At 47.2% G+C, this 23,638-nt stretch carries 15 protein-coding genes; 11 read left to right on the top strand and 4 right to left on the bottom strand.

The annotated features are described in order from the left end of the window. Positions 1 to 106 precede the first annotated feature (106 nt). From DXD78_RS15955 to DXD78_RS15945, 3 genes are read right to left on the bottom strand one after another with little or no spacing between them, the layout of a single operon-like run. On the bottom strand, positions 107 to 1,201 hold the full coding sequence (locus DXD78_RS15955; protein ID WP_009037271.1) for a FecR family protein: 1,095 nt from the start codon (positions 1,199 to 1,201) through the stop codon (positions 107 to 109). A 9-nt stretch (positions 1,202 to 1,210) separates the two neighbouring features. After that, complete coding sequence (locus DXD78_RS15950; protein ID WP_009037270.1) at positions 1,211 to 1,759, bottom strand: RNA polymerase sigma factor; 549 nt, start codon at positions 1,757 to 1,759, stop codon at positions 1,211 to 1,213. A 30-nt stretch (positions 1,760 to 1,789) separates the two neighbouring features. Next, positions 1,790 to 3,220 (bottom strand): sigma-54 dependent transcriptional regulator, encoded by a 1,431-nt coding sequence (locus DXD78_RS15945; protein ID WP_009037269.1) that lies wholly within the window; start codon positions 3,218 to 3,220, stop codon positions 1,790 to 1,792. A 93-nt stretch (positions 3,221 to 3,313) separates the two neighbouring features. Here DXD78_RS15945 and DXD78_RS15940 point away from each other — a divergent pair, with 93 nt between their 5' ends. From DXD78_RS15940 to DXD78_RS15895, 9 genes are all read left to right on the top strand, one after another. Beyond that, positions 3,314 to 4,153, top strand: a complete 840-nt coding sequence (locus tag DXD78_RS15940) for a peptidylprolyl isomerase (RefSeq protein WP_009037268.1) — start codon at positions 3,314 to 3,316, stop codon at positions 4,151 to 4,153. A gap of 24 nt (positions 4,154 to 4,177) precedes the next feature. After that, the gene (locus DXD78_RS15935; RefSeq protein WP_005834912.1) at positions 4,178 to 5,416 is read left to right on the top strand and encodes a pitrilysin family protein; all 1,239 of its coding nucleotides are present in this window, start codon (positions 4,178 to 4,180) and stop codon (positions 5,414 to 5,416) included. Position 5,417: 1 nt separating this feature from the next. Next, entirely contained in the window at positions 5,418 to 6,761 is a 1,344-nt protein-coding gene (locus tag DXD78_RS15930; RefSeq protein WP_009037267.1) for an MATE family efflux transporter, read from the top strand. A gap of 4 nt (positions 6,762 to 6,765) precedes the next feature. Then, positions 6,766 to 9,060, top strand: a complete 2,295-nt coding sequence (locus tag DXD78_RS15925) for a hybrid sensor histidine kinase/response regulator (RefSeq protein ID WP_009037266.1) — start codon at positions 6,766 to 6,768, stop codon at positions 9,058 to 9,060. 107 nt (positions 9,061 to 9,167) lie between these two features. Continuing rightward, positions 9,168 to 13,718, top strand: a complete 4,551-nt coding sequence (locus DXD78_RS15920) for a translocation/assembly module TamB domain-containing protein (protein WP_009037265.1) — start codon at positions 9,168 to 9,170, stop codon at positions 13,716 to 13,718. A gap of 9 nt (positions 13,719 to 13,727) precedes the next feature. Then, entirely contained in the window at positions 13,728 to 16,082 is a 2,355-nt protein-coding gene (locus tag DXD78_RS15915) for a BamA/TamA family outer membrane protein (protein WP_009037264.1), read from the top strand. A gap of 125 nt (positions 16,083 to 16,207) precedes the next feature. Then, positions 16,208 to 17,119 carry a nucleotidyltransferase gene (locus DXD78_RS15910; protein ID WP_117652819.1) on the top strand — a complete coding sequence of 304 codons (912 nt, stop codon included), beginning with the start codon at positions 16,208 to 16,210 and terminating at the stop codon, positions 17,117 to 17,119. 453 nt (positions 17,120 to 17,572) lie between these two features. After that, on the top strand, positions 17,573 to 17,905 hold the full coding sequence (locus DXD78_RS15900) for a DUF3795 domain-containing protein (RefSeq protein ID WP_034528899.1): 333 nt from the start codon (positions 17,573 to 17,575) through the stop codon (positions 17,903 to 17,905). Between the two features lie 235 nt (positions 17,906 to 18,140). Continuing rightward, a complete protein-coding gene (locus DXD78_RS15895; protein WP_034528898.1) occupies positions 18,141 to 18,917 on the top strand; it encodes a class I SAM-dependent methyltransferase in 777 nt (258 codons plus the stop codon). Between the two features lie 74 nt (positions 18,918 to 18,991). On the opposite strand, the gene DXD78_RS15890 is transcribed toward DXD78_RS15895, so the two are convergent. After that, positions 18,992 to 19,840, bottom strand: coding sequence for an AraC family transcriptional regulator (locus DXD78_RS15890; protein WP_005828555.1), 849 nt, complete (start codon positions 19,838 to 19,840; stop codon positions 18,992 to 18,994). Between the two features lie 220 nt (positions 19,841 to 20,060). Between DXD78_RS15890 and DXD78_RS15885 the strand changes: the two genes are divergently transcribed. Both DXD78_RS15885 and abc-f read left to right on the top strand, forming a co-directional pair. Beyond that, positions 20,061 to 21,554, top strand: a complete 1,494-nt coding sequence (locus tag DXD78_RS15885; protein ID WP_005828554.1) for an ATP-binding protein — start codon at positions 20,061 to 20,063, stop codon at positions 21,552 to 21,554. 104 nt (positions 21,555 to 21,658) lie between these two features. Beyond that, the gene (abc-f, locus tag DXD78_RS15880; protein ID WP_009037260.1) at positions 21,659 to 23,620 is read left to right on the top strand and encodes a ribosomal protection-like ABC-F family protein; all 1,962 of its coding nucleotides are present in this window, start codon (positions 21,659 to 21,661) and stop codon (positions 23,618 to 23,620) included. Positions 23,621 to 23,638: the final 18 nt, after the last annotated feature.

The raw sequence follows: 23,638 nt of genomic DNA, 5'->3' as shown, positions 1-23,638 counted from the left end.
GCTGTTTGGGACCCGGCTATATATAAAGTACGATTGAAATCAAAAAACGGGTATGCTTTTTTAAGAAAAAGTAAAAAATAAAAGGAATAATGGGTGTCAGAGCCGATTATTCAATGATAACTTTATTTTCTTTCACACTTGCTTTTACCTTATTCAAGCTGTTCAACAAAGTAATGGCTTGCTCTAATGTTTCATGGCGTTTGGCAAGGAAGTGCAGGCGGATGTTCTTGTCTGAAGGGTGGATAAAGATGATGTCTACATTGTACCATCTTCCTAGGTCACGCATAATTTCTACCAAGGGCTTGTTGTCGAAATAGAAGTAGCCATCTTTCCATTCCACATATTCATCCGCATCAATATGGCTGATGGAGAAGTCTCCTTCTTTGTTCAGACAAGCTTGCTCTCCCGGAGCAAGTAGCTTACTTAGGTTATTCTGGCGATTTTTAACCTTTACTTGGCCATTGATGAGCGTGACTAGAGCCTCGCTTGAGGGATAATTGCGGATGTTGAATTCTGTACCGAGTACCTGTGTGTGCAGATTCTCTGTGTAGACAATGAAAGGGTGTTGCTTGTCGTGTGCTACCTTGAAATAGGCTTCTCCTTGCAGATGGACTATTCTTTCGTTTCCTTTGAAACGGGAAGGATAAGATAGCTGGCTTTCAGCATTGAGCCAGACCTCAGTCCCGTCTGATAAGGTCAGTTTGAATTCCTTCTTGCGTGGAGTACTGACTGTTTGCATAGAAACCTCTTGCCGGATGTTGTTTCGGTAGTCCAGCCTGCCTTGTTCGTCATTTTGTGCACCGAATATGCCGGACAATTCATCTGCAGATGTCTGCTGATTGAGTTCTATGTGGTTTCCTTCTTGGTTCTGCAATGTAATTTCTGTCAAGCTGTTATCGGCCAGAAAGATTGTTTCTGGTAATTCCTTCTCTTTTGAATTATTCGGGCCAGAAAGAACTTGGAATAACCATATGCATCCAAGTAATACGGCAGCTGTTATTGCATTGCTGACTATTATCAGTTGTCTGGTTGATAGGCGTTGCTGCTTTTGTTTGAAACGCTTCAATTCTGCCTCCACATCCGGTTGCTTCGTGTTCGTCAAGAGGAAATGATGTCGTAGGGCAACTTCCTCTTTTGTTGTCATCTTTTCACTTTCCGTCGGAAGTGGTTGATTGTTGGTATGTAGTGAATGCTCTTCCATGATGAATATTTATATTATATACGTTTCAGTAGTGAAATCCGGTCCGTTCGGCAAGTCTTTTTCACTGCCGAATAACTCTTTTAGCATTTTTAAAGACTTGGAGATGTGTTTCTTCACCGTGTTGGGGCTGATATTCATCTCGTCTGCCACTTGCTGGTAAGTCTTTCTGGCTAAATAGCATTCCTCCAGAATATGTCGTGTCATAGCAGGTAGTTTATCCAGCATTTTACTTATCAGGATGTCTTGCCTCATAGCTTCTGTATAGTCTGTATAGAATGTATCGACTTCTGCAAAATATTCCTTGGTGTATTGTATCTCTACTTGTTGATGACGGAAATGGTCTATGCACCGGTTACGTACCGTTGTGGTGAGATAACCAGATACATTTTCCTGCTTGATATGCTTGATGTCTTCCCACAATTTGGCAAATACGTCACTTACAATGTCACGGCTTGCTTCCGCATCGTTGGTCAGATGATAGGCGTATAAATATAAGCGTGTATAGTGTTGTGTGAAAATCTGGTTGAAGGTGTTTTCGTATAGTAGTTTTTTTAGCATACTTGTGCTTTCTGTATTGAAATAAAAAGATTAACTGTCGGATATGTTATAAAGCTTCAACTTGTTGTACAGCGTTTTGCGGTCAATGCCCAACAGTTGTGCAGCGCGGCTCTTGTTGTTTCCCGTCTGCCGCAAGGCTTCGATGATTTGATGCTTCTCTGCCTCCTCATTGCGGAGAGGGATACCGATGATGGCCGGTGCGGGTTCTTTCAGTTCATTCAGTTCGTTGATAGTAATGAATTTGCCTTGTGCCAGCAAGGTTGCACGGCGTACCATATTCTTCATTTGGCGTAGATTGCCGGGCCAGGGATATTCCAATAGGGCGCGGGATGCCTTGTCATCAAAGCCGGTCAGTTGCTTGTCCATTTCGCGGTTGGCCTGGTCCAGAAAGAAATTGGCAAAGAGCAGGATGTCTTCACGGCGGTCTTTGAGTTGCGGCATGCGTAGGGTGAATTCATTGATACGGTGATATAAATCTTCACGGAACGCCCCTTTTTCGATGGCTTGCTCCAGATTTTCGTTGGTGGCGGATACCAGACGTATGTCCACGCTTATCTCTTTGTTTGAACCTACCGGACGTATCTTGCGCTCTTGCAAAGCACGCAGCAACTGTATTTGCACTTCATAGCTCAGATTACCTATCTCATCCAGGAAGATGGTACCGCCGTTGGCTTCGACGAAAGCGCCCGTTTTGTCGGTCAGTGCGCCGGTAAAGGCGCCCTTTATGTGCCCGAAGAACTCCGAAGCGGCCAATTCTTTGGGAATAGAACCGCAATCGATGGCTACAAACGGCTGGTCGGCACGCTTGCTGAGCTGGTGGATGCGGTGAGCTACGTATTCTTTGCCCGTTCCGCTGGCACCATTGATGAGTACAGACATATTGGTAGGTGAAACCAGTTTCACATAATTGTAGAGTTGTTTGGCTGCGTCGCTCTCTCCCTCAAGGAAGTCGGAGGAGAACAATGAGCCTTCTGCACCCTTCAGAGGCTGATTTTTCATCTTGTCGGAATGCATCGTCTGTTTGGGTGAAACGGATGGTCTGTTTGGGGTAAACGCATCATCTGTTCGGGACGAATGCATCATCTGTTTCAAAGCGGAGGATGATGCATTCAAGGCTTCGCCTATTTTTTTCAGTAATTCGTCCGGGTTCACAGGCTTGGCAATGTAATCGCAGGCTCCCAGTTTCATGGTTTGGACGGCCGACTGTATGTCAGCGTATCCTGTCATGATGATAAGCGGTATTTGCAGGCCGTGTTCGCCCAGCCATTTCAATAAGTCAATGCCATCCTTGTCGGGCAGGCGCAGGTCAGACAATATCAAATCTACGGTTTCCGACTCAATATGTTTTTGAGCACGGGCAATGTTGCTGGCAGAGGTTACTTGGAAACCTTTTTTGCCGAGCCATGTTTTTAGCATCATGCCGTAAGTAATATCATCTTCTACAATTAATATGGATGTCATTGCTTTAGCCTTTTATCTCTTTTATGTAGGCAAAGGTAAGTGCTTTTGTCTGATTTTAGTATATTTGCAAACTTAAATTAAATAAAAAACAAAATGAAAAGAAATCTTATTGTATTATTAACTATACTGGTTTGCGGTCTGACTGCTTGCAAGCCGGGACAAAAGAAAGAGGAAGATATGGAAAAAGAAACGAAGCTGAAGATTGAAACAAGTGCGGGTGACATCACCGTGAAACTGTATAATGAAACCCCGAAACACCGTGATAACTTTATCAAGCTGGTGGAAGACGGCACGTATGAAGGTACGCTGTTCCACCGTGTCATCAAGGACTTTATGATACAAGCAGGTGACCCGGAATCGAAGAAGGCTCCGAAAGGCAAGATGCTGGGGGCAGGCGACGTGGGTTATACCGTTCCTGCCGAATTTGTTTATCCGAAGTATTTTCACAAAAAAGGTGCTTTGTCGGCTGCACGCCAGGGTGATGAGGTGAACCCTGACAAGGCATCATCCGGCTGCCAGTTCTACATTGTGACCGGAAAAGTGTATAATGACTCTACCTTGTTGGGGATGGAACAGCAGATGAATCAGATGCGCTTGAACAATGCTTTCAACGCGTTGGCGCAGAAACACATGAAGGAAATCTACAAGATGCGCAAGAATAATGACCAGGACGGTCTGATGGATTTGCAAGATTCCTTGATTGCGCAGGCAGAGGCTCAGGTTGCCAAGGAACCGGAGTTCAAGTTTACCCCCGAGCAGGTGAAGGCTTATACTACCGTGGGCGGTACTCCACATTTGGACGGTGCATATACCGTGTTCGGTGAAGTGCTGGAAGGTATGGATATTGTTGATAAAATACAGAAGGTCAAGACTGACCGTAACGACCGTCCCGAAGAGGATGTGGTTATTAAAAAAGTGACAGTGATAGATTGATGATAGATTCTGTCATTCCATTTTATGAAAATAAACAAAAAGATATTTGACAACGGTCTGCGGTTGGTGCACAATGAGGACACCAGCACGCAGATGGTTGCCTTGAATATTGTTTATGACGTGGGTGCCCGTGACGAACATCCCGAGCATACGGGCTTTGCCCATCTGTTCGAGCATCTGATGTTCGGAGGTTCGGTGCATATTCCTGATTATGACGCTCCTTTGCAATTGGCAGGCGGAGAGAATAATGCATGGACCAATAATGATATAACCAATTACTACTTGACGGTTCCAAAATCGAATGTGGAAATCGGCTTCTGGCTGGAGTCCGACCGCATGCTGGAACTGGCATTCAGTGAGCAAAGTCTTGAAGTGCAGCGTGCGGTAGTGATGGAGGAATTTAAACAACGTTGCTTGAACCAGCCGTATGGTGATGTGGGACATCTGCTTCGTCCTTTGGCTTATCAAACGCATCCTTATCGCTGGCCTACTATCGGGAAAGACCTCTCTCACATTGCCAATGCCACGCTGGACGAGGTAAAGGAATTCTTTTTTCGTTTTTATGCACCTAATAATGCAGTGCTGGCCGTTACCGGAAATATTTCGTGGGAAGAAACGGTTAGGCTGACAGAAAAATGGTTTGCTCCCATTCCCCGTAGGAATGTGCCCGTAAGGCAATTACCGCAAGAAGTTGTACAGACGGCAGAACGCCGGCAGACGGTGGAACGGAATGTTCCTCTGGATGCTTTGTTCATGGCTTATCACATGTGCAGCCGTGAGGATGCCGATTATTATGCCTTCGATATTCTGTCGGATATTCTGAGCAATGGACGTTCCAGTCGCTTGACCCGCAGGCTGGTGCAGGAGCAGAAGTTCTTTTCCAGTCTCGATGCCTATATCTCCGGTACACGGGATGCCGGCCTGCTGCATATCAGTGGAAAACCATCTGCAGGCGTATCTTTGGAACAAGCCGAGGCTGCTGTCCGGAAAGAGTTGGAAGAGTTGAAATCCGGGTTTGTTGGAGAACAAGAATTGGAGAAAGTAAAGAACAAGTTTGAGTCTACACAGATATTCGGCAACATCAATTATCTGAATGTTGCCACGAATCTTGCCTGGTTTGAACTGACCGGGCAGGCGGAAGACATAGACCGTGAAGTGGACAATTACCGCTCTGTGACGGCAGAACAGCTTCATAGGGTCGCCCAACAGACCTTCCGCGATGAAAACGGGATTGTGCTTTATTACCAAAAAGAAAACCTTTAGTATGAAAAAATTATTTGATACGTATAAGCAGCACTATAAAGCATTGCTTCTCCTGGGGCTACCCATTGTGGTGGGGCAGTTGGGAGTCATTGTGCTTGGTTTTGCCGATACGCTGATGATTGGGCATCACAGCACGGAGGAACTGGGTGCCGCTTCTTTCGTAAACAATCTGTTTACTCTCTGTATTATTTTCAGTACGGGGTTCAGCTACGGGCTGACTCCGGTTGTGGGAGGCTTCTACGGTAACCGCCGTTTTGCCGAGGCAGGGCAGGCGTTGCGGTGTAGCCTGGTTGCCAATGTGCTGGTGGCTTTGTTGCTGACTCTTGTCATGGCTGTTCTCTATTTCAATGTGGAGCGGCTGGGACAGCCCGAAGAATTACTGCCTCTGATTAAGCCTTATTATCTAGTGCTGCTTGCTTCACTGGTTTTTGTCATGTTGTTCAACGGCTTTAAACAGTTTACGGATGGCATCACCGACACCAAGACGGCCATGTGGATTCTGCTTGGAGGGAATGCGCTTAACATCGTAGGAAACTATATTCTGATCAATGGAAAATTGGGTTTCCCGGAGATGGGATTGCTTGGTGCGGGTGTAAGTACCTTGTTCTCTCGCATTGTGATGGTCGTGGTCTTTGCGGTGATTGTGCTTCGTAGTCGCCGTTTTATCCGTTATAGACTCGGATTTATGAGGCTGGGATGGTCGACACCGATGTTCAGGAAACTCAATGCTTTGGGCTGGCCTGTCGGTATGCAGATGGGAATGGAGACCGCTTCCTTCAGCCTCAGTGTTGTCATGGTGGGGTGGCTGGGGACACTTGCTCTGGCATCACATCAGATAATGCTCACTATCTCTCAGTTCACCTTCATGATGTATTATGGCATGGGTGCTGCAGTTGCTGTGCGTGTCAGTAACTTTAAGGGGCAGGGCGACGGGCAAAATGTGCGCCGTTCGGCGTATGCTGGCCTTCACGTCATCTTATGCATGGAAGTGGTGCTGTTGAGTATTGTCTTTGCACTTCGCGGTCAGGTCGGAGGATGGTTTACAGATAATATGGAAGTGTCCGGTATGGTAGCCGCTCTCTTCTTTCCGTTCCTGATTTACCAGTTCGGTGACGGATTGCAGATTAATTTTGCCAATGCCCTGCGTGGTATCTCGGATGTGAAACCGATGATGATTATTGCATTTATATCCTATTTTGTTATATCTTTGCCCGTAGGGTACCTCTGCGGTTTCATCTTCGGCTGGGGACTGACGGGGGTCTGGATGGCTTTCCCGTTCGGACTGACCAGTGCGGGAGTGATGCTGTGGTTGAGGTTCCGTAAACAGACCAGGGAAAGGATTTGATAGTATGAATAATGTCTCCAAAGTAAAGATTGCCGTAGGCTACACTTTGTTGCTGGCGGTATTGTTCTTTTCCTTGTTTTTCGTACACCGGGAAATGGAGAACCTTATTCTTACTGATGACCGCGATGTACAATGGACAGACAGCGTGCTTGCCTTGATACGCGAGAAGGATACCAATACGATAAAAATGCTGCGCACGCTGAGTGAGGCGAATGACAGCATGGTATCCACCAGTGACATTGAGCAGATAATTGCCCAGCAGGACTCGGTAGTGACCCAGCAGCGTGTGCAGCACCGTATCATTACACATCGGGATACCGTCGTGACACGCCCTCGGAAGAAGGGGTTTTTCCGTCGTTTGGGTGAAGTGTTTGTCCCCCCAAAGAAAGATACGGCTATCCAGGTAAAGACCTCCCTTGAATTTGCAACGGATACGGTGATTGAACCCTATAATCCGGCCGATTCTTTGCATGAGAAACTGCGTGCCGTGGCCCAGCAGAAAAAAGCTGTAAACACTGTTATACAGCGACGTAAACGCTATCTGCAACGCTTGGACCATATGCTGACCGCTCGTATTGACAGCTTGCTGAAAGATTACGAGACGGAAACTCTGCTGCGTGCACGGACGGAAGCCGAGTATCAACAAGCGGTCCGACGCCGTTCGGCCAAGATTATCAGTGGCATTGCCGTAGGTGCGGTGTTGCTTTCCGCTTTTTTTCTTATTATCATCGGCCGCGACATAACCCGAAGCAACCGTTACCGTCGTGAGTTGGAAGAGGCCCGTCGTCGTGCCGAGGATTTACTCGCTGTCCGTGAAAAACTGATGCTTGCCATTACCCATGATTTCAAAGCCCCGCTCGGTTCTATTATGGGCTATGCCGACTTGCTTTCCCGTCTGACGGTGGATGAGCGTCAGCGGTTCTATCTGGACAATATGAAAACCTCATCGGAACATCTGCTGAAGCTGGTCGTTGATTTGCTCGACTTCCATCGTCTTGATTTGAACAAGGCCGAAATCAACCGGGTCACCTTTCATCCTTCCCGCCTGCTTGAAGAGATACACGTCAGTTTTGAACCACTTACGGCTGCCAAAGGACTGGCGCTTCATTGCGACATTGCCCCGGAGCTGGGCGGTACCTATATTTGCGACCCCTTGCGTCTGCGCCAGATTATCAACAATTTGCTGTCCAATGCCGTGAAGTTTACGGACCAAGGCAGTGTTACCATGACTGCCCGTTACGAGGACCGTCGACTGGTAGTTGCCATTGCTGATACCGGTAAAGGTATGGAACCTGCCGACCGGGAACGTATCTTCCAGGAGTTTACCCGCTTACCGGGTGCTCAGGGTAAAGAGGGGTTTGGACTTGGACTTTCCATTGTCCGTATGCTGGTACAGTTGCTTGAAGGCACGATTGATGTAGACAGTGTGCCAGGCAAGGGAAGCACTTTCACCATATATATTCCTATCTATCCCGTAAGGAGTGAAGGACGGAGAATGAAGGATGAAGAATCGGGATGTGCTGCCACGCCGAATGGCAATTCTTCATTCCCCGTTCCTCATTCTTCACTGAAGAATGTCCTCCTTATCGATGATGACCGTATTCAGCTTACCCTTACTGCCGCCATGCTTCAGCAGAGTGGTATAAATTCTGTCTCTTGTTTACAACTGGATGAACTGCTGGATGCCTTGCGCACTGCAACCTTTGATGTTCTGCTTACTGATGTGCAGATGCCTGCTATTAATGGTTTTGATTTACTGAAACTGCTTCGTGCTTCGAACATACCGCAGGCACAGTCTGTTCCGGTGATTGCTGTCACTGCCCGCAGTGACATGCAGCGTGAGGAATTTACGGTGCATGGATTTGCCGGATGCCTGCATAAGCCGTTTACCGTCAGTGAATTGCTACATGAATTGAATATGGAGGACAAAGGGATGGAGGTTATGGAAGTTTCGGAAACTTCGGCTTGCCCGGGGTATAAATTCTTTTCGCTCACTGCTTTTTCGGTCGATGACCCCGAGGCGGCAAAGTCCATTCTGGAAAGTTTTGTGGCTGAAACCCGCCTCAATGCGGAGCGTTTGCAGAAGGCTGTGGAGAATGAGGATGTGGACGAGATGGCTGCTGTCTCCCACAAAATGATTCCCCTCTTTACTTTAATTGGAGCAGCGGAACTGGTTGCATTGCTGAAACTGTTGGAAACTTCTCATGGAGTGCCTTTTACCGGAGAGTTGAAAGAACACGCCCTTGCCGCCCTCGTTTTGATAGAGGATGTCATTACTCAGGCAACAGCTTTTCCGTAATGGGGGAACAGAGAAGAATACGTGATTTTTTTCTGTCGGGAACCAAATGTCGAAAGAAATTGTTTACTTTGTAGGACTTTTAAATACGATGAAAGATTGACGTTCCGATGAGAAGAAAATGGTTGAGAACAGCACTGTGGGTGTTGCTTACTCCTATTATACTGTTTATAATATTGATGATATTGCTTTATGTGCCTCCCGTACAGAATTTGATACGGAAGCAGGCTACGGCAATTGCATCAGGTGCTACGGGTATGGACATATCCGTGGAGCGGATTGACCTTCGCTTTCCTTTGAATTTGTTGGTCCGCGGTGTATTGGTGGTACAGCCTGCCGACAGTGCTGTTGATGTGCAGCATCCCGATACCTTGCTGAATCTTGGAAGTTTGAACGTACGGGTACAGGCATGGCCTTTACTCAAAGGGAAAGTGGAGGTGGATGACATTACCTTGAAACAAGTTGCTGTCAACTCCTCCAATTTAATGGAAGGTATGTGCATCAAAGGAGTACTGGGGCATTTCTTTTTCGAAAGCCATGGCATAGACCTTACAAAAGAAGATGCCATCCTCAATAATATAGAATTGAGCGATACCCATGTGCAGGTGATGCTTGCAGATACCACTGAGACTCCCAAGGACACTACTGACACTGCGTTAAACTGGAAAGTCACACTCCATACTCTGAAGTTGAAGAACGTCTCGGTCGATTTACAGATGCCATTGGACTCCATGGGGCTGAAAGCCCATATAGGAGATGCTGAGATTGCGGACGCTGCTGCCGACCTGAAACACCAGTTCTATGGCTGGAGAAAATTCCTGCTGACTGGAACTTCTGTCAATTATGATACCGGTGGCCCGGGGAGTGCGATAGGCTTCGACCCCTCGCACATTGCTCTTCGCGACATTCGCCTGGGCATTGATTCTGTGATGTACTACGGCAGAGATATGAATGCCGTTATCCGGGAATTTTCCATGTATGAGCGTTCCGGTTTGAGTGTAACTTCCCTGACCGGGCGGTTGTTTGCCGATTCTACCGTTATCCGTATCCCTTCTTTGAAGTTGCTGACACCTCATAGTGAGATGAACCTTACGGCACAGACTTACTGGGAACTGATAAATATACCTACCACCGGCCGTCTGACAGCCCGTTTCAATGCCCGTATCGGCAAACAGGATGTACTGCTTTTTGCCGGTGGCTTGCCGGAAGCTTTCAAGGAAGCCTATCCGTTCCGTCCGTTGGTGATTCATGCCGGTACGGAAGGAAACCTGAAGCAGATGCAGATTTCCCGTTTTACGGCTGAGCTGCCCGGAGCCTTTTCGTTGAGTGGGGGAGGAGAATTCTGGAGCTTGACCGACAGTGTGAAACGTAATGGAAGCATGGACTTCGAAATGCATACGCAGAACTTGAACTTCCTGACCGGACTAGCTGACATTGCTCCCGATGGCTCCATCATTGTGCCGGACAGTATGCACCTTGCGGCACGTCTCGGTATGGAGGGGGCGCAGTGCACTGCCGCCCTGAAACTGAAGGAGAAGGAAGGCGCCTTGAATTTGGACGCCGCCTATAATCTTGCTACGGAAGCCTACCATGCCGACCTTGCCATCAACAACTTGCAGGTGCATCACTTCCTGCCCAAGGACTCTATCTATACTCTTACGGCAAAGATGTCCGCTAAGGGGCAAGGGGTGGATGTGGCATCACGAAAAACTGTGGCCGCTTTGAATGCCTCCTTGGAAAAACTACAGTATGGCCATTGGGACATTTCCGGTGTAGATGTGCATGCCGGACTCAAGTCATCCGTTGCTACCGTCCGTCTTGCCAGCGATAATGTCCTTCTCAAGATGCAGGGAAATGCGGATATGCGTCTTGACCGCAGCTATCTGGATGGCGCTTTGGATTTAAATGTGGAAGAGGTGAATCTGCATAAGCTGGGTTTGGTGCCCCGACCATTGAAACACCCGTTTGCCTTTACAATGGGAGCGGAGGCACGTCATGATTCTCTCAAGTTGAGGCTTGATGCCGGTGACTTGAATCTGCGTTTCCGCGCTCACAGCACGTTGAAGAAGTTGATGGAACAGTCGGATAAATTTGTCTCTATCCTGACAAAGCAGATTGATGAACGGCGTTTGGACCATGCCGCTTTGCGCCAAGTCCTTCCTTCAGCGGGCATGCATCTGGAAGCCGGTAACCAGAATCCCGTCAGCTATTTCCTGGCTGCAAAGGGTATTTCCTATAATGATTTCAAACTGAGCTTCGGATTTACTCCGCAAGTCGGCATCAATGGACGTACAGCTGTTCACGGATTGCGCATGGACTCCTTGCAGCTCGATACGATATTTTTTACAGTAAAGCAGGATACTGCCCGCATGAAGTTGCAAGGTGGTGTCATAAACGGTCCCAAGAACCCGCAGTTTGTGTTCCGTAGCACACTGACGGGTGAAGTCCGTAATGAAGATGCGGAACTGACTGTGGATTATGTGAATGGAAAAGGGCAGACCGGTGTTCTATTCGGTATTAATGCCCGTCCGTTGACCGAAGGACACGGTCGCGGTAATGGTGTGCTGCTGAACCTTATTCCTGCCGAGCCGATTATCGCTTTCCGTAAATTCCACTTTGCGGACAATAGTAACTGGATTTATCTGCATAAGAATATGCGCGTCTATGCCAATATTGATATGGACAGCGACGATGGTCTGTGTTTCCGTATGCAATCCGACAAGAATGATACCCTTTCCTTGCAGAATATAAACGTAGAACTGAGCCGATTGCGCTTGGATGAACTTACGGAGGTACTTCCTTATATGCCCCGGCTTACGGGATTGTTCTCCGCCGAAGCAAATTATATACAGACTGCCACTTCCCTGCAGGTGTCCGCCGAAGCCAATGTAGAGAAACTGACCTACGAACGCCAACCGGTTGGAGACATCGGCCTGGGGGCTACCTGGTTGCCGGGCGACAAGAATACGCACTATCTGAATACCTATTTTACATATGATAATGAAGAAGTGATGACCGCCGACGGTATCTTGACGCAGAAGAACGGAAAGGATACCCTGGAAGTGTCCACCCGTTTCGAGCATTTTCCATTGAAGATGGCCAATGCATTCATCCCTGACCAAACGGTGGCCTTTACCGGAGATATTGATGGAGGGCTTTATATTTATGGTTCGCTGGACAAGCCTCAAATGCATGGTGATATTGTTTTGGACAGTGTGTCTGTCTATGCACGCCAGGCGGGAGCACGTTACTGGTTCGACAACCGTCCGGTACAGATAAAGGACAATCAGTTGATATTTGATAAGTTTGCCATTTATACCACCAGCAAGAATCCGTTTACGATTGACGGTAAGGTTGATTTCCGGAATATGGAGCGTCCTACTGCCAACCTCAATCTGCTGGCAGAGAACTATACGTTGCTGGATGCACCGCGTACCCGCGAAAGTCTGGTGTATGGAAAGGTGTTCGTCGACTTGCATGCCACGGTGAAGGGGCCGCTTGACGGGCTCACGATGCGTGGAAACATGAATTTGCTGGGCAATACCAACGTAACCTACGTGTTGACCGATTCCCCTTTAACGGTGGAAGACCGTCTCAGTGGGCTGGTTACCTTTACCTCGTTCACCGATACGACGTCGGTAAAAGCAGATGAGGTTCCTGCCATGTCTTTGGGAGGATTGGAAATGTATATGTCCGTCCATATTGACGATGCTGTCCGTCTTCGTGCTGACTTGAGTCCCGACCGCAGCAAATACATCGAACTGGAAGGTGGCGGTGATTTGAATATGCAGTATACTCCCCAAGGGGATATGAGCCTTACCGGACGCTATACCCTTTCGGGTGGCGTCATGAAATATTCGCTGCCTATCATCCCGTTGAAGGAGTTCCAGTTCAATCCCGGCAGTTATGTGGATTGGCGGGGGAATATTATGAATCCTACGCTGAGCCTGAAGGCTACGGAACGTATGCGTGCTTCTGTGGCCGATGGTGACGGGGACGGTTCGCGCATGGTGAACTTCGATGTTTCCATTTCCATCAAGAACAGGCTTGACGCTCCCGATTTGATATTCGATATTTCGGCGCCCGAAGATGCCGCAGTAGAGAATGAGCTGCAGGCAATGGGTGCAGAAGAGCGTAGCAAGCAGGCCATTGCCATGCTTGCCACGGGTATTTACCTGAACAGTGGTGCCAAAGGAGGAGGTTTGTCAATGGGAGCCGCCTTGAACTCAGTGCTTCAGAGCCAGATAAACTCCTTGGCGGGAGGTATAAAAGGGGCCAATATCAGTGTAGGTGTGGAAGACCGTACCTCTGCTGAAACGGGTGACACGCAGAAAGACTTCAGTTTTCGTTATTCCCAGCGTTTCTTCAACGACCGCGTACAGATAGTCATCGGTGGAAAAGTGTCCACCGGGGCCAATGCCACGAACGATGCGGAATCATTCATTGACAATATATCGCTGGAATACCGTCTTGATGCGTCGGGTACTCGATATGTCCGTGTATTCCATAATAAAAACTACGAAAGCATACTCGACGGTGAGATAACCGAAACGGGTGTCGGCCTTGTGCTGCGCCGGAAGATGGACCGATTGAGTGAACTCTTCATCTTCAGGAAGAAAAAGATAAAACCGGAGGCTGAAAATAGCGATATGAAAAAGTAGGAATGTGATATGAAACGACTGATATTATATATTGCAGGATTGATATTTCTGGCAGGTTGCTCCACCACGAAGCACTTGCCCGAGGGGGAGATACTCTATACCGGCCAAAAGCCGATGATTGTATTGAACCGCAGTGAAACGTCTGTTGGTGAGATTGCTATGGAAGAGGTGGAAGCCGCCCTTGCTACGGCACCGAACAATTCGTTGCTGGGAAGCTCTACTATCCGCTATCCCTTTCCTTTCGGACTGTGGATTTACAATGGTTTCCAGAAGTATGAGAAGGGATTCGGAAAGTGGATATTCAATAAATTTGCCGCCACTCCGGTGCTTATGTCTACGGTGAATCCCGATATACGCCAGAAGGCGGCGGTTAACTTGCTGCGCGATTATGGCTATTTCAACGGAAGCGTCAGCTACAAGACATTTATCGACCCGAAGGACTCGCTGAAGGCAAAGTTGCAATATACGGTGAACATGCGTAACCCCTACTTTATAGATACGGTATATTATCGTGGTTTCAGCGAGCGTACCACTCGCATTATGGAGCTGGGACGCCGACGTTCCCTTATCAGTTCGGGAGAACAATTCAATGTGGCTGATCTGGATGGGGAGCGTACCCGTATCAGTACCCTGCTGCGTAATGTGGGCTGTTATTATTTCCGTCCCGACTACCTGACCTATCAGGCCGATACCATGATGGTTCCCAATGGGCATGTCCAGATGCGCTTGATTCCCGTTCCCGGTATGCCAAAGGTAGCCGAGAAGCAGTTCCGTGTGGGGCGTAAATCCGTCTATCTTCTTGGAAAGCAGGGGCAGGAACCCAATGACAGCATGGATTACAAAGGCTTGACCATACATTACTACAACAAACCTCCGGTACGTCCCAACATGCTTTACCGTTGGTTGAACTATCAAGGTTATCGGCGGAAACGTCAGATACAGGACAGCGCAGGTATTGCCCGCCAGCGTTCTATGCAGAGTTTGTATAGTTTGTACCGTCAGACCCGTATTCAGGAGCGTCTGGCAAGCGTCGGTATTTTCCGTTATGCGGAGATGCAGTATATACCGCGTGATACGGCGTTTGTGTCTGATACATTGGATGTGAGGGTCATTGCCGCGCTCGATAAACCCTACGATGCGGAGTTGGATTTTAATGTCACCATGAAGAGCAATAACCAGACGGGACCGGGTGCCGCTTTTACGGTGACGAAGAACAATGTCTTCGGTGGCGGTGAAAGCTGGAATGTGAAGTTGAACGGTTCGTACGAATGGCAGACGGGCAAGGCAAGTTCTTCCTTGATGAACAGTTATGAACTGGGTATCTCCACTTCGCTTATCTTTCCGCGCGTGGTGTTTCCTAGGATGGGCGACCGTGAGTATGACTTCCCGGCTACAACGACTTTCCGTTTATATGCCGACCAGATGAACCGTGCCAAGTATTATAAGCTGTTGGCTTTTGGCGGTAATGTCACTTATGACTTCCAGCCCAAATCGACTTCCAGGCACAGTATAACTCCTTTCCGGTTGACATTCAATGTACTGCGCAATCCTACTGCCGCTTTCGATACGTTGCGTGCCGAGAATCCGGCACTCTACGTTAGTTTGCGCGACCAGTTCATTCCTGCCATGGAGTACACCTATACTTATGACAACGCTTCCGTGCGCGGCAAGCGTAACCCCATCTGGTGGCAGACCACCGTTGCGTCGGCCGGTAACCTGACTTCTGCCGTCTACCGTATTTTCGGCAAGCCGTTCAGTGAGGAAGGAAAGAAGCTTTTCGGGGTACCTTTTGCACAGTTCTTGAAGCTGAACTCGGAATTCAGGTACCATTACCGGATAGACAAGAACCAGATGATAGCCTCGCGTATTGCCGGAGGGGTGATATGGTCGTATGGCAACGCTACGACCGCACCTTATACGGAACAGTTCTATATCGGCGGTGCCAACAGTGTGCGCGCCTTTTCTGCACGCAGTATAGGTCCGGGCGGCTATCCTCCCGAGACGGATAGGAAATATACCTATATCAACCACGTGGGTGATATTCGCATAGAAGCCAATATCGAGTATCGCTTCCGTATGATTGCCGACTTGCATGGAGCGGTGTTTCTGGATGCCGGCAATGTATGGCTGATGCGTAAGGACGAAAATCGCCCGAACGGTGAGTTCACCTTGAAGAATTTCCCGAAACAGATTGCTTTGGGTACGGGATTCGGCTTACGCTATGACCTGGACTTCCTTGTTTTCCGTCTGGATTTGGGTATCGGGCTTCACGACCCGTATGATACCGGAAAGTCGGGATATTACAATATTCCTAAGTTCAAGGATAGTATGGCACTGCATTTTGCCATCGGTTATCCGTTCTAAATGTACGTTTTTGAACGGATAGTGGTAAAGAATGAACTAAAACTCCCTTCTGTCAGCCATAAATTTTTGTACATTTGCAACCGTTATCAACTGTGATACACTAACCTTTTTAAATAATAACTAATATGAAACCAACTTTATTCTTATTGGCAGCCGGTATGGGCAGCCGTTATGGTGGCTTGAAACAATTGGACGGATTGGGACCGAATGGCGAAACTATCATGGATTATTCTATTTACGATGCCATCAATGCCGGTTTTGGCAAGCTCGTTTTCGTAATCCGTAAAGATTTTGAACAGGACTTCCGCGACAAGATTATTTCCAAATACGAAGGCCATATTCCCTGCGAACTGGTATTCCAGTCCATAGATGACCTTCCTGAAGGCTTCACCTGCCCCGAAGGCCGTACCAAACCTTGGGGAACCAACCATGCTGTAATGATGGGTGCCGATGTAATAAAGGAACCGTTTGCTGTTATCAATTGCGACGATTTCTACGGTCGTGACTCCTTCCAGGTAATGGGCAAATTCCTTGCAGCCCTTCCCGAAGGCTCCAAAAACGTATATTCCATGGTAGGCTTCCGCATCGGCAATACGTTGAGCGAGAGCGGTACCGTATCCCGTGGATTGTGTGGAACGGATGCGAACAACCTGCTGACTTCCGTAGTGGAACGTACCAAGATTCAGCGCATGGACGGTGAGGTGAAGTACATCGACGATAACGGTGAATGGACTGCCACTCCCGAGACGACTCCGGTCAGCATGAACTTCTGGGGTTTCACTCCCGATTACTTTGCTTACAGTGCAGAGTTTTTCAAGAGCTTCCTGAGCGACCCGAAGAATATGGAGAATCTGAAAAGCGAATTCTTCATCCCGCTGATGGTGGATAAGCTGATTAACAATGGCACTGCTACCTGCGAAGTGCTCGATACAACCGGCAAGTGGTTCGGTGTGACTTATCCCGAAGACCGTCAGAGTGTAGTCGACAAGATTCAGGCTTTGGTGGATGCGGGTGAGTATCCTGCGAAGCTGTTCTAAAGTAAGACGGAAGGATAACTTGATTCGCATTAATTTATTTGGGTAAAAGAACAAAAGGACAAATATGGGGAAGGCGTTTGCCAGAGCTATATTTGTTCTTCTGTTTTCTGTTCACGAGGTGTCTGGTGCAAGCATACTGAAATGTTGGAACAGAACCCTGCATTGGGCTCACCGATATTGGAACCTTTGAAATCAGATTACTCCAAGTATGTCCGGAACAGCGTAGGGAATTGGTTAAATGATGCAAGTAAGACGCAATCCGGATTTGTAAGGAAGCTTTGCAGGCGTTGGGAAAGTGAAACGAAAGAGACCAAGTATATCGTTAAGAAAGCGCTGAGGACTGTCGGTAAATGAGTGTCTGTTCCAAGGTATGGGGTGAGTTTTGGGCTTACTGAATCGATGTGCGGGAAAAAGGGCATTATATCCTCAAACATAAATCGTTATAACCAAGTGATGAAACAATTAATTGCATGTTGCGGGTTGGATTGCGAAAATTGCGCCGCCCGTATAGCCACTGTCAATAATGACGATGAGCTGAGAGAGAAAACTGCCAAAGAGTGGAGTGTGCTGAACAATACGCCGGAAATTACGCCGGAAACCATCCATTGTATGGGGTGCCGTGCAGACGGGGTGAAGTTTGCCTATTGCAGCGATTATTGTGCTATCCGCAAATGTGTGTACGAAAAAGGTTTCAATACTTGTGGCGACTGTAAGGAACTGGATACTTGCCAGGTGGTAGGTGCGGTTCTTCAGCATGCGCCCGGTGCAAGGGAAAATCTTTATTAACCGTAAAATCTTTGATTAAATAAAATATTGCGTATCTTTGCAGTATGACAAAGACATTTAAATCGGATTTGGTTTTGTAAACAATCTGTGTTCCCTGCACAGATTGTCCCCCCTTCGTTTACTCTCGGATAACTTCTTTCGAGAGTGTTTTTTTATTGTTATAATTCAAGTTTAATCCGCATATTATGCTGAAGGTATTGTGATACTTTCCGTATATGCAAAATATAGTAAGAAAATGAGTAACGAAAATAAAACTATCCACGATTTCGAACTTAATTTAATCTGTGACTTTTTCTCCAATATGGAACGACAAGGCCCTGGCAGTCCTGAAGCGACGTTGAAGGCATTGAGCTTTGTAGACGGTCTTACCGATGAATCCTTTATTGCCGATATCGGCTGTGGAACGGGTGGCCAGACAATGGTAGTAGCTGGCCATGTGCCGGGGCGGATTACAGGAATTGACCTTTTTCCCGGCTTTATTGATATCTTCAACCGTAATGCAAGGCAGTTAGGCTTGCAGGACAGAGTAAAAGGAATTGTCGGTTCAATGGATGCCCTTCCTTTCGGTGAGGAGGAGCTGGATATGATTTGGTGTGAAGGTGCTATCTATAACATTGGCTTTGAACGTGGCTTGAAGGAGTGGCGTAAGTATCTGAAACCGGGAGGGTATATTGCCGTCTCCGAGAGTTCATGGTTTACGGACGAACGCCCTGCGGAAATCAATGACTTCTGGATGGACGCTTACTCTGAAATGGATACACTTCCCAATCAGGTGACCAAGTTGTACAAGGCGGGTTATCTCCCCGTTGCTACATTCATTCTGCCGGAGAATTGCTGGACAGAGCATTACTTTGCTTCAAAGGTTGCGGCCCAGGAGATTTTCCGTAAGAAATATGCCGGTAATAAAATTGCCGAAGAGTTCAGCTCACTCCAAATGATTGAGGATGAACTATACGGCAAATATAAGGAATTCTACGGTTATGTGTTTTTTATTGCTAAGAAGGTAGATTGATGGCAGACTTCTCTTATTGAGGAATGCGGGTATTCTCATGGCAGAATATCCGCATTTTGTGTTTTGAGTGGATTTTATTGTTTTGAGGATGTGCGGAACTTCTGAGGAGGTATTCCCGTATGACGTTTAAAGAATTTGTTGAAGAAGGCCGCATTATTAAAACCTAGACTCACGGCTATATCCTTTATCGGAGTGTTGGCGGTACAAAGTTGTGCTTTGGCATCCATGATGATAGTATTGTTGATGATTTCCATGGCTGTATGTCCTGATTCCTTTTTGACAAGGCGGCAAAGAGCTGCCGGTCTCATATTCATTTTCAATGCATAATAGGACACTTGATGCTCCCGGACATAGTCTGTGTGTACCAATCGGATAAAAATGCGGTATTGGTTGAAATGCCTGCTGCCCGGAGTCTCTTTTATTCTAGGGCGTTCCGGACAGAGTTCGGATATACCTTGTAACAGATAGGTCAGTAGAGTTTGCAATGAAACTAGACTTGAGGGGCTTTCTGTTCTTTGGTAGAGGTGTGACAAATAGGTCATGAACTCGGCATAAAGCTGGAAGTCCGTTTTCGATAGAGGAAAAATATAGTGTTTGCCTATAATGTGAAACTTATCCATCATGACCTTGCCGGCCCCTGAACTCTGGATAAGTTGTTGGGAAAATATGACGACATATATTTCAGCATCGTCTGACGTGTGTAGCAATTGTACGAAGGTCTCGGGAGGAATAACTAGGAGGGTGTTAGCTTCAACCCTGAATTGAGTATGGTTTATGATGGTTTTCAGAACTCCTTTGGTGCATAGAGCGAAGATACTGGCCTTGGTGTGGTATGGCTTTTCCACTAGCGGATTCAGTTCATTGGTTGTGATATGATTGCAGGCAATGAACTCGGCATTTATATTGAATTCGGATATATTCATGTTGGAGATTTTAAGACACAAAAATGGGGGATAATAATGTATAAATGACAGAGATAACAGTTAAAATCAATATTACGCTCAATTTGTCTCTGTTAAATAAGGTAAAGTTGTGAATAATAGAATATATACATGCTAAAACGGAATATTGATTTATAAGGGTTTGTTTGTGGCATAAGCATTTTAGCCCGAACTTTGCTCCTTGTATGATAAAACAATTCTGATGAATCCGAATGTTCCTCAAGAAGTACGTATAATAAATGCCATCTCCGAGCAGTTGTTCAACTCATGGCCCGTCAGCATTATTATGATTGATTTGGAAGATTGTATCTGGCGTCTGAATCAGCAGGTGATGAATGAACTCCATTTGAATGAGTATGTGATAGGGCGGCGTATCACTGACTTATTGGAAGTGGTATGTGATAAAAAGAATGTGTTAGAAGACCTTTTGCTGCAACTTCGGGAGAGGGATGTGCGGATTATTCCCTTAGATATCAATTGCTTTATACGTGAATTGAAGAGTGGTATCAGTTTTCTGATACAAGGTGCTATGGTGGGAATTCATGAAGATGGACAATTGGTGAGGATTGTACTCTATTTCAGGAATGTGTTGGAAGAACGGACACAGAAGCATTTGCTGAATATTGCGCTGAGCCGCACCCAGATATTTCAATGGTCTTTCGACATGGAACATAATCTGATGATTATAGAACCGCGTTATTTTGAATATTTGGGGATTCCTACGCGTGACTATACGCTGACGCCTGAGGAATTCGCATTTCTGATTCATCCGGACGACCGGAAGGGAGTGTTTGATGCTTTGGCTTTACAGTTGCATGGTAATTTGTACGAACGCCCAGTGGAATACCGTCTACGGAGGGGAGACGGCAAGTGGGAGTGGTTTGAGGCGCAATCTACCTATGTGGGGCAATTGACGGATTTGCCGTTCCGTATCATCGGTATTTGCATGAGTACGCAGAAATACAAGGATACGGAGAATAAATTGAACGAGGCTTTGCAGAAAGCGCAACGTAGCGATGAGTTGAAGAGCGTATTTCTTGCTAATATGAGCCACGAGATACGTACGCCACTAAATGCCATTGTGGGCTTCTCTACACTACTGGCTTGTGGGGATGCCGACTTGTCGCGGCAGGAGATTATGGAATTTACGTCTTTGATTGAAAAGAACAGCCAGTTGTTAATGGTGTTGATTTCAGATATTCTGGATTTGTCCAAGATAGAATCGAACACGATGGAATTCCATTTTGAGAAGGTTTCTTTAAATGGCATATTGGAAAGCATTTACAGTGCGCAGAAGATGAATCTTCGGAAAGGAGTGGAGTTACTGCTAGACCTTCCGGACCGGGCGGCAGTTATCTATACAGATCCTACGCGTTTGGGGCAAGTTGTCAACAATCTTATCAATAATGCGGTGAAGTTCACTGCTGAAGGACGCATAACCATAGGGTATAGGCTGAAGGACTTTGCTACATTGGAAGTCTTTGTGGAAGATACGGGAACCGGCATGTCGGAAGAAGTTCTGGCGCACATTTTTGAACGTTTCTATAAGGGAGATGCTTTTGTGCAGGGCACGGGATTGGGATTGGCCATTTGCAGGACTATCGTTGAAAGGTTTCATGGAAAAATAGAAGTGGCCTCAACTCTTGGCAAGGGGAGCCGCTTTGCAATTGTCCTTCCGCAGGAAATGCGGGAGTAGTGTTCTCTTTCTTGGATATTTGATGTAATTATGTGAGCGTATGATATTGTATAACGTTGAAAATCGCTACCTTTGCAGTCTTGAACGATAAATTCATTGACACTATGATATCTGTAGAAGGACTGAAGGTAGAATTTAATGCCACTCCTCTGTTCGAAGACGTCTCTTATGTTATCAATAAGAAAGACCGTATAGCTCTTGTCGGCAAGAATGGTGCCGGTAAGTCCACCATGCTCAAGATATTGGCTGGCATTCAGCAGCCCACTGCCGGCGTTGTTGCCGTTCCCCGTGAATGTACTATCGGGTATTTGCCCCAAGTGATGATACTCAGTGACAAGCGCACCGTAATGCAGGAGGCTGAACTTGCCTTCGAGCATATTTTTGAGATGCAGGCGGGCATCGAACGCATGAATCGGCAACTTGCCGAACGTACCGATTACGACAGCGAGGATTACCAGAAACTGATTGACCGCTTCACTCACGAAAACGAACGTTTTCTGATGATGGGCGGCACCAACTACCGTGCCGAAATAGAGCGCACGCTCCAAGGGCTGGGCTTCAGCCGCGAGGACTTTGACCGCTCTACAAGCGAGTTTTCCGGTGGTTGGCGTATGCGTATAGAGCTTGCCAAGCTGTTGCTTCGCCGTCCGGATGTGTTGCTGCTCGACGAGCCTACCAACCACCTTGACATCGAGAGTATCCAGTGGTTGGAGAACTTCCTTTCCACCCGTGCCAATGCGGTGGTGCTTGTCAGCCACGACCGCGCCTTTTTGAACAATGTCACTACGCGTACCATCGAAATAACTTGTGGACGCATTTACGACTATAAAGTGAAATACGATGAGTTCGTGGTGCTTCGCAAGGAGCGCCGGGAGCAGCAACTGCGTGCTTACGAGAATCAGCAGAAGCAGATACAAGATACGGAAGACTTTATCGAGCGTTTCCGGTACAAAGCTACCAAGGCTGTGCAGGTGCAAAGTCGCATCAAGCAACTTGAAAAGATAGAACGTATCGAGGTGGATGAGGAAGACAACTCCTCTTTGCGCCTGAAGTTTGTTTGCAGCAGCCGTAGCGGTAATTATCCCGTCATCTGCGAGGATATGGAGAAATCCTACGGTGAGCACATTGTTTTCCATGATGTGAATTTGACCATCAACCGAGGAGAGAAGGTTGCTTTTGTCGGTAAGAACGGCGAAGGAAAGTCTACGCTTGTAAAGTGTATTATGGGTGAGATTACGGATTATACCGGAAAACTTACACTGGGACATAATGTGCAGATTGGATATTTTGCCCAGAACCAGGCACAACTTTTGGATGAGAACCTAACTGTATTCGATACGATTGACCACGTGGCCGTAGGGGATATCCGCCTCAAAATTCGTGATATTCTGGGTGCTTTCATGTTCGGCGGTGAGGCTTCGGATAAAAGGGTGAAGGTGCTCAGCGGTGGAGAGCGTACCCGGCTTGCCATGATAAAACTGCTGTTGGAGCCGGTGAATTTCCTGATTCTCGACGAACCTACGAATCATCTTGACATGCGTTCCAAAGATGTGTTGAAGGAGGCTATCCGCGATTTTGACGGAACGGTGATAATAGTCAGCCATGACCGTGATTTTCTGGACGGACTTGCGACTAAAGTGTACGAGTTTGGTGGCGGACTGGTGAAGGAACATCTGGGAGGAATTTATGATTTCCTGCAAAAGAAGCAGATAGAGAGCCTGAATGAGTTACAGAAATCCCCTTCACTTTCCGCTTCGCCCACTGCCGGTAAGGCGGCATCAGGAAATGCTGGTGCAGAACCGGTTCAACCCTCGGCAGCCAAACTCTCTTATGAGGAGCAGAAGGAGCTTAATAAGAAGCTCAAGAAACTGGAACGTCGCGTTGCCGATTGTGAAGCGGAGATAGAGCAGACGGAGGCTGCCATTGCCATTCTTGAGGCCAGGATGGCCACACCGGAAGGTGCTTCGGACATGTCGCTTTATGAGCAGCACCAAAAACTGAAAGAGCAGCTTGACCGCGTGATGGAAGAGTGGGACGCGGCTACTGTAGAGTTGGAGAATCACTAACTATTATATTTTATATGT

Origin of the sequence: Bacteroides sp. D20 (genome assembly GCF_003436255.1) — a bacterium.
Taxonomy (GTDB): Bacteria; Bacteroidota; Bacteroidia; order Bacteroidales; family Bacteroidaceae; genus Bacteroides; species Bacteroides uniformis.
This window is presented reverse-complemented; position numbering and strand designations above follow the sequence as displayed.

Coding starts and splice junctions, on each gene's coding strand:
- DXD78_RS15950 (WP_009037270.1), bottom strand. CDS start 1,759: ATGCTAAAAAAACTACTATACGAAAACACCTTCAACCAGATTTTCACA.
- DXD78_RS15955 (WP_009037271.1), bottom strand. CDS start 1,201: ATGGAAGAGCATTCACTACATACCAACAATCAACCACTTCCGACGGAA.
- DXD78_RS15940 (WP_009037268.1), top strand. CDS start 3,314: ATGAAAAGAAATCTTATTGTATTATTAACTATACTGGTTTGCGGTCTG.
- DXD78_RS15900 (WP_034528899.1), top strand. CDS start 17,573: ATGAAACAATTAATTGCATGTTGCGGGTTGGATTGCGAAAATTGCGCC.
- abc-f (WP_009037260.1), top strand. CDS start 21,659: ATGATATCTGTAGAAGGACTGAAGGTAGAATTTAATGCCACTCCTCTG.
- DXD78_RS15885 (WP_005828554.1), top strand. CDS start 20,061: ATGAATCCGAATGTTCCTCAAGAAGTACGTATAATAAATGCCATCTCC.
- DXD78_RS15920 (WP_009037265.1), top strand. CDS start 9,168: ATGAGAAGAAAATGGTTGAGAACAGCACTGTGGGTGTTGCTTACTCCT.
- DXD78_RS15925 (WP_009037266.1), top strand. CDS start 6,766: ATGAATAATGTCTCCAAAGTAAAGATTGCCGTAGGCTACACTTTGTTG.
- DXD78_RS15895 (WP_034528898.1), top strand. CDS start 18,141: ATGAGTAACGAAAATAAAACTATCCACGATTTCGAACTTAATTTAATC.
- DXD78_RS15890 (WP_005828555.1), bottom strand. CDS start 19,840: ATGAATATATCCGAATTCAATATAAATGCCGAGTTCATTGCCTGCAAT.
- DXD78_RS15910 (WP_117652819.1), top strand. CDS start 16,208: ATGAAACCAACTTTATTCTTATTGGCAGCCGGTATGGGCAGCCGTTAT.
- DXD78_RS15915 (WP_009037264.1), top strand. CDS start 13,728: ATGAAACGACTGATATTATATATTGCAGGATTGATATTTCTGGCAGGT.
- DXD78_RS15945 (WP_009037269.1), bottom strand. CDS start 3,220: ATGACATCCATATTAATTGTAGAAGATGATATTACTTACGGCATGATG.
- DXD78_RS15935 (WP_005834912.1), top strand. CDS start 4,178: ATGAAAATAAACAAAAAGATATTTGACAACGGTCTGCGGTTGGTGCAC.
- DXD78_RS15930 (WP_009037267.1), top strand. CDS start 5,418: ATGAAAAAATTATTTGATACGTATAAGCAGCACTATAAAGCATTGCTT.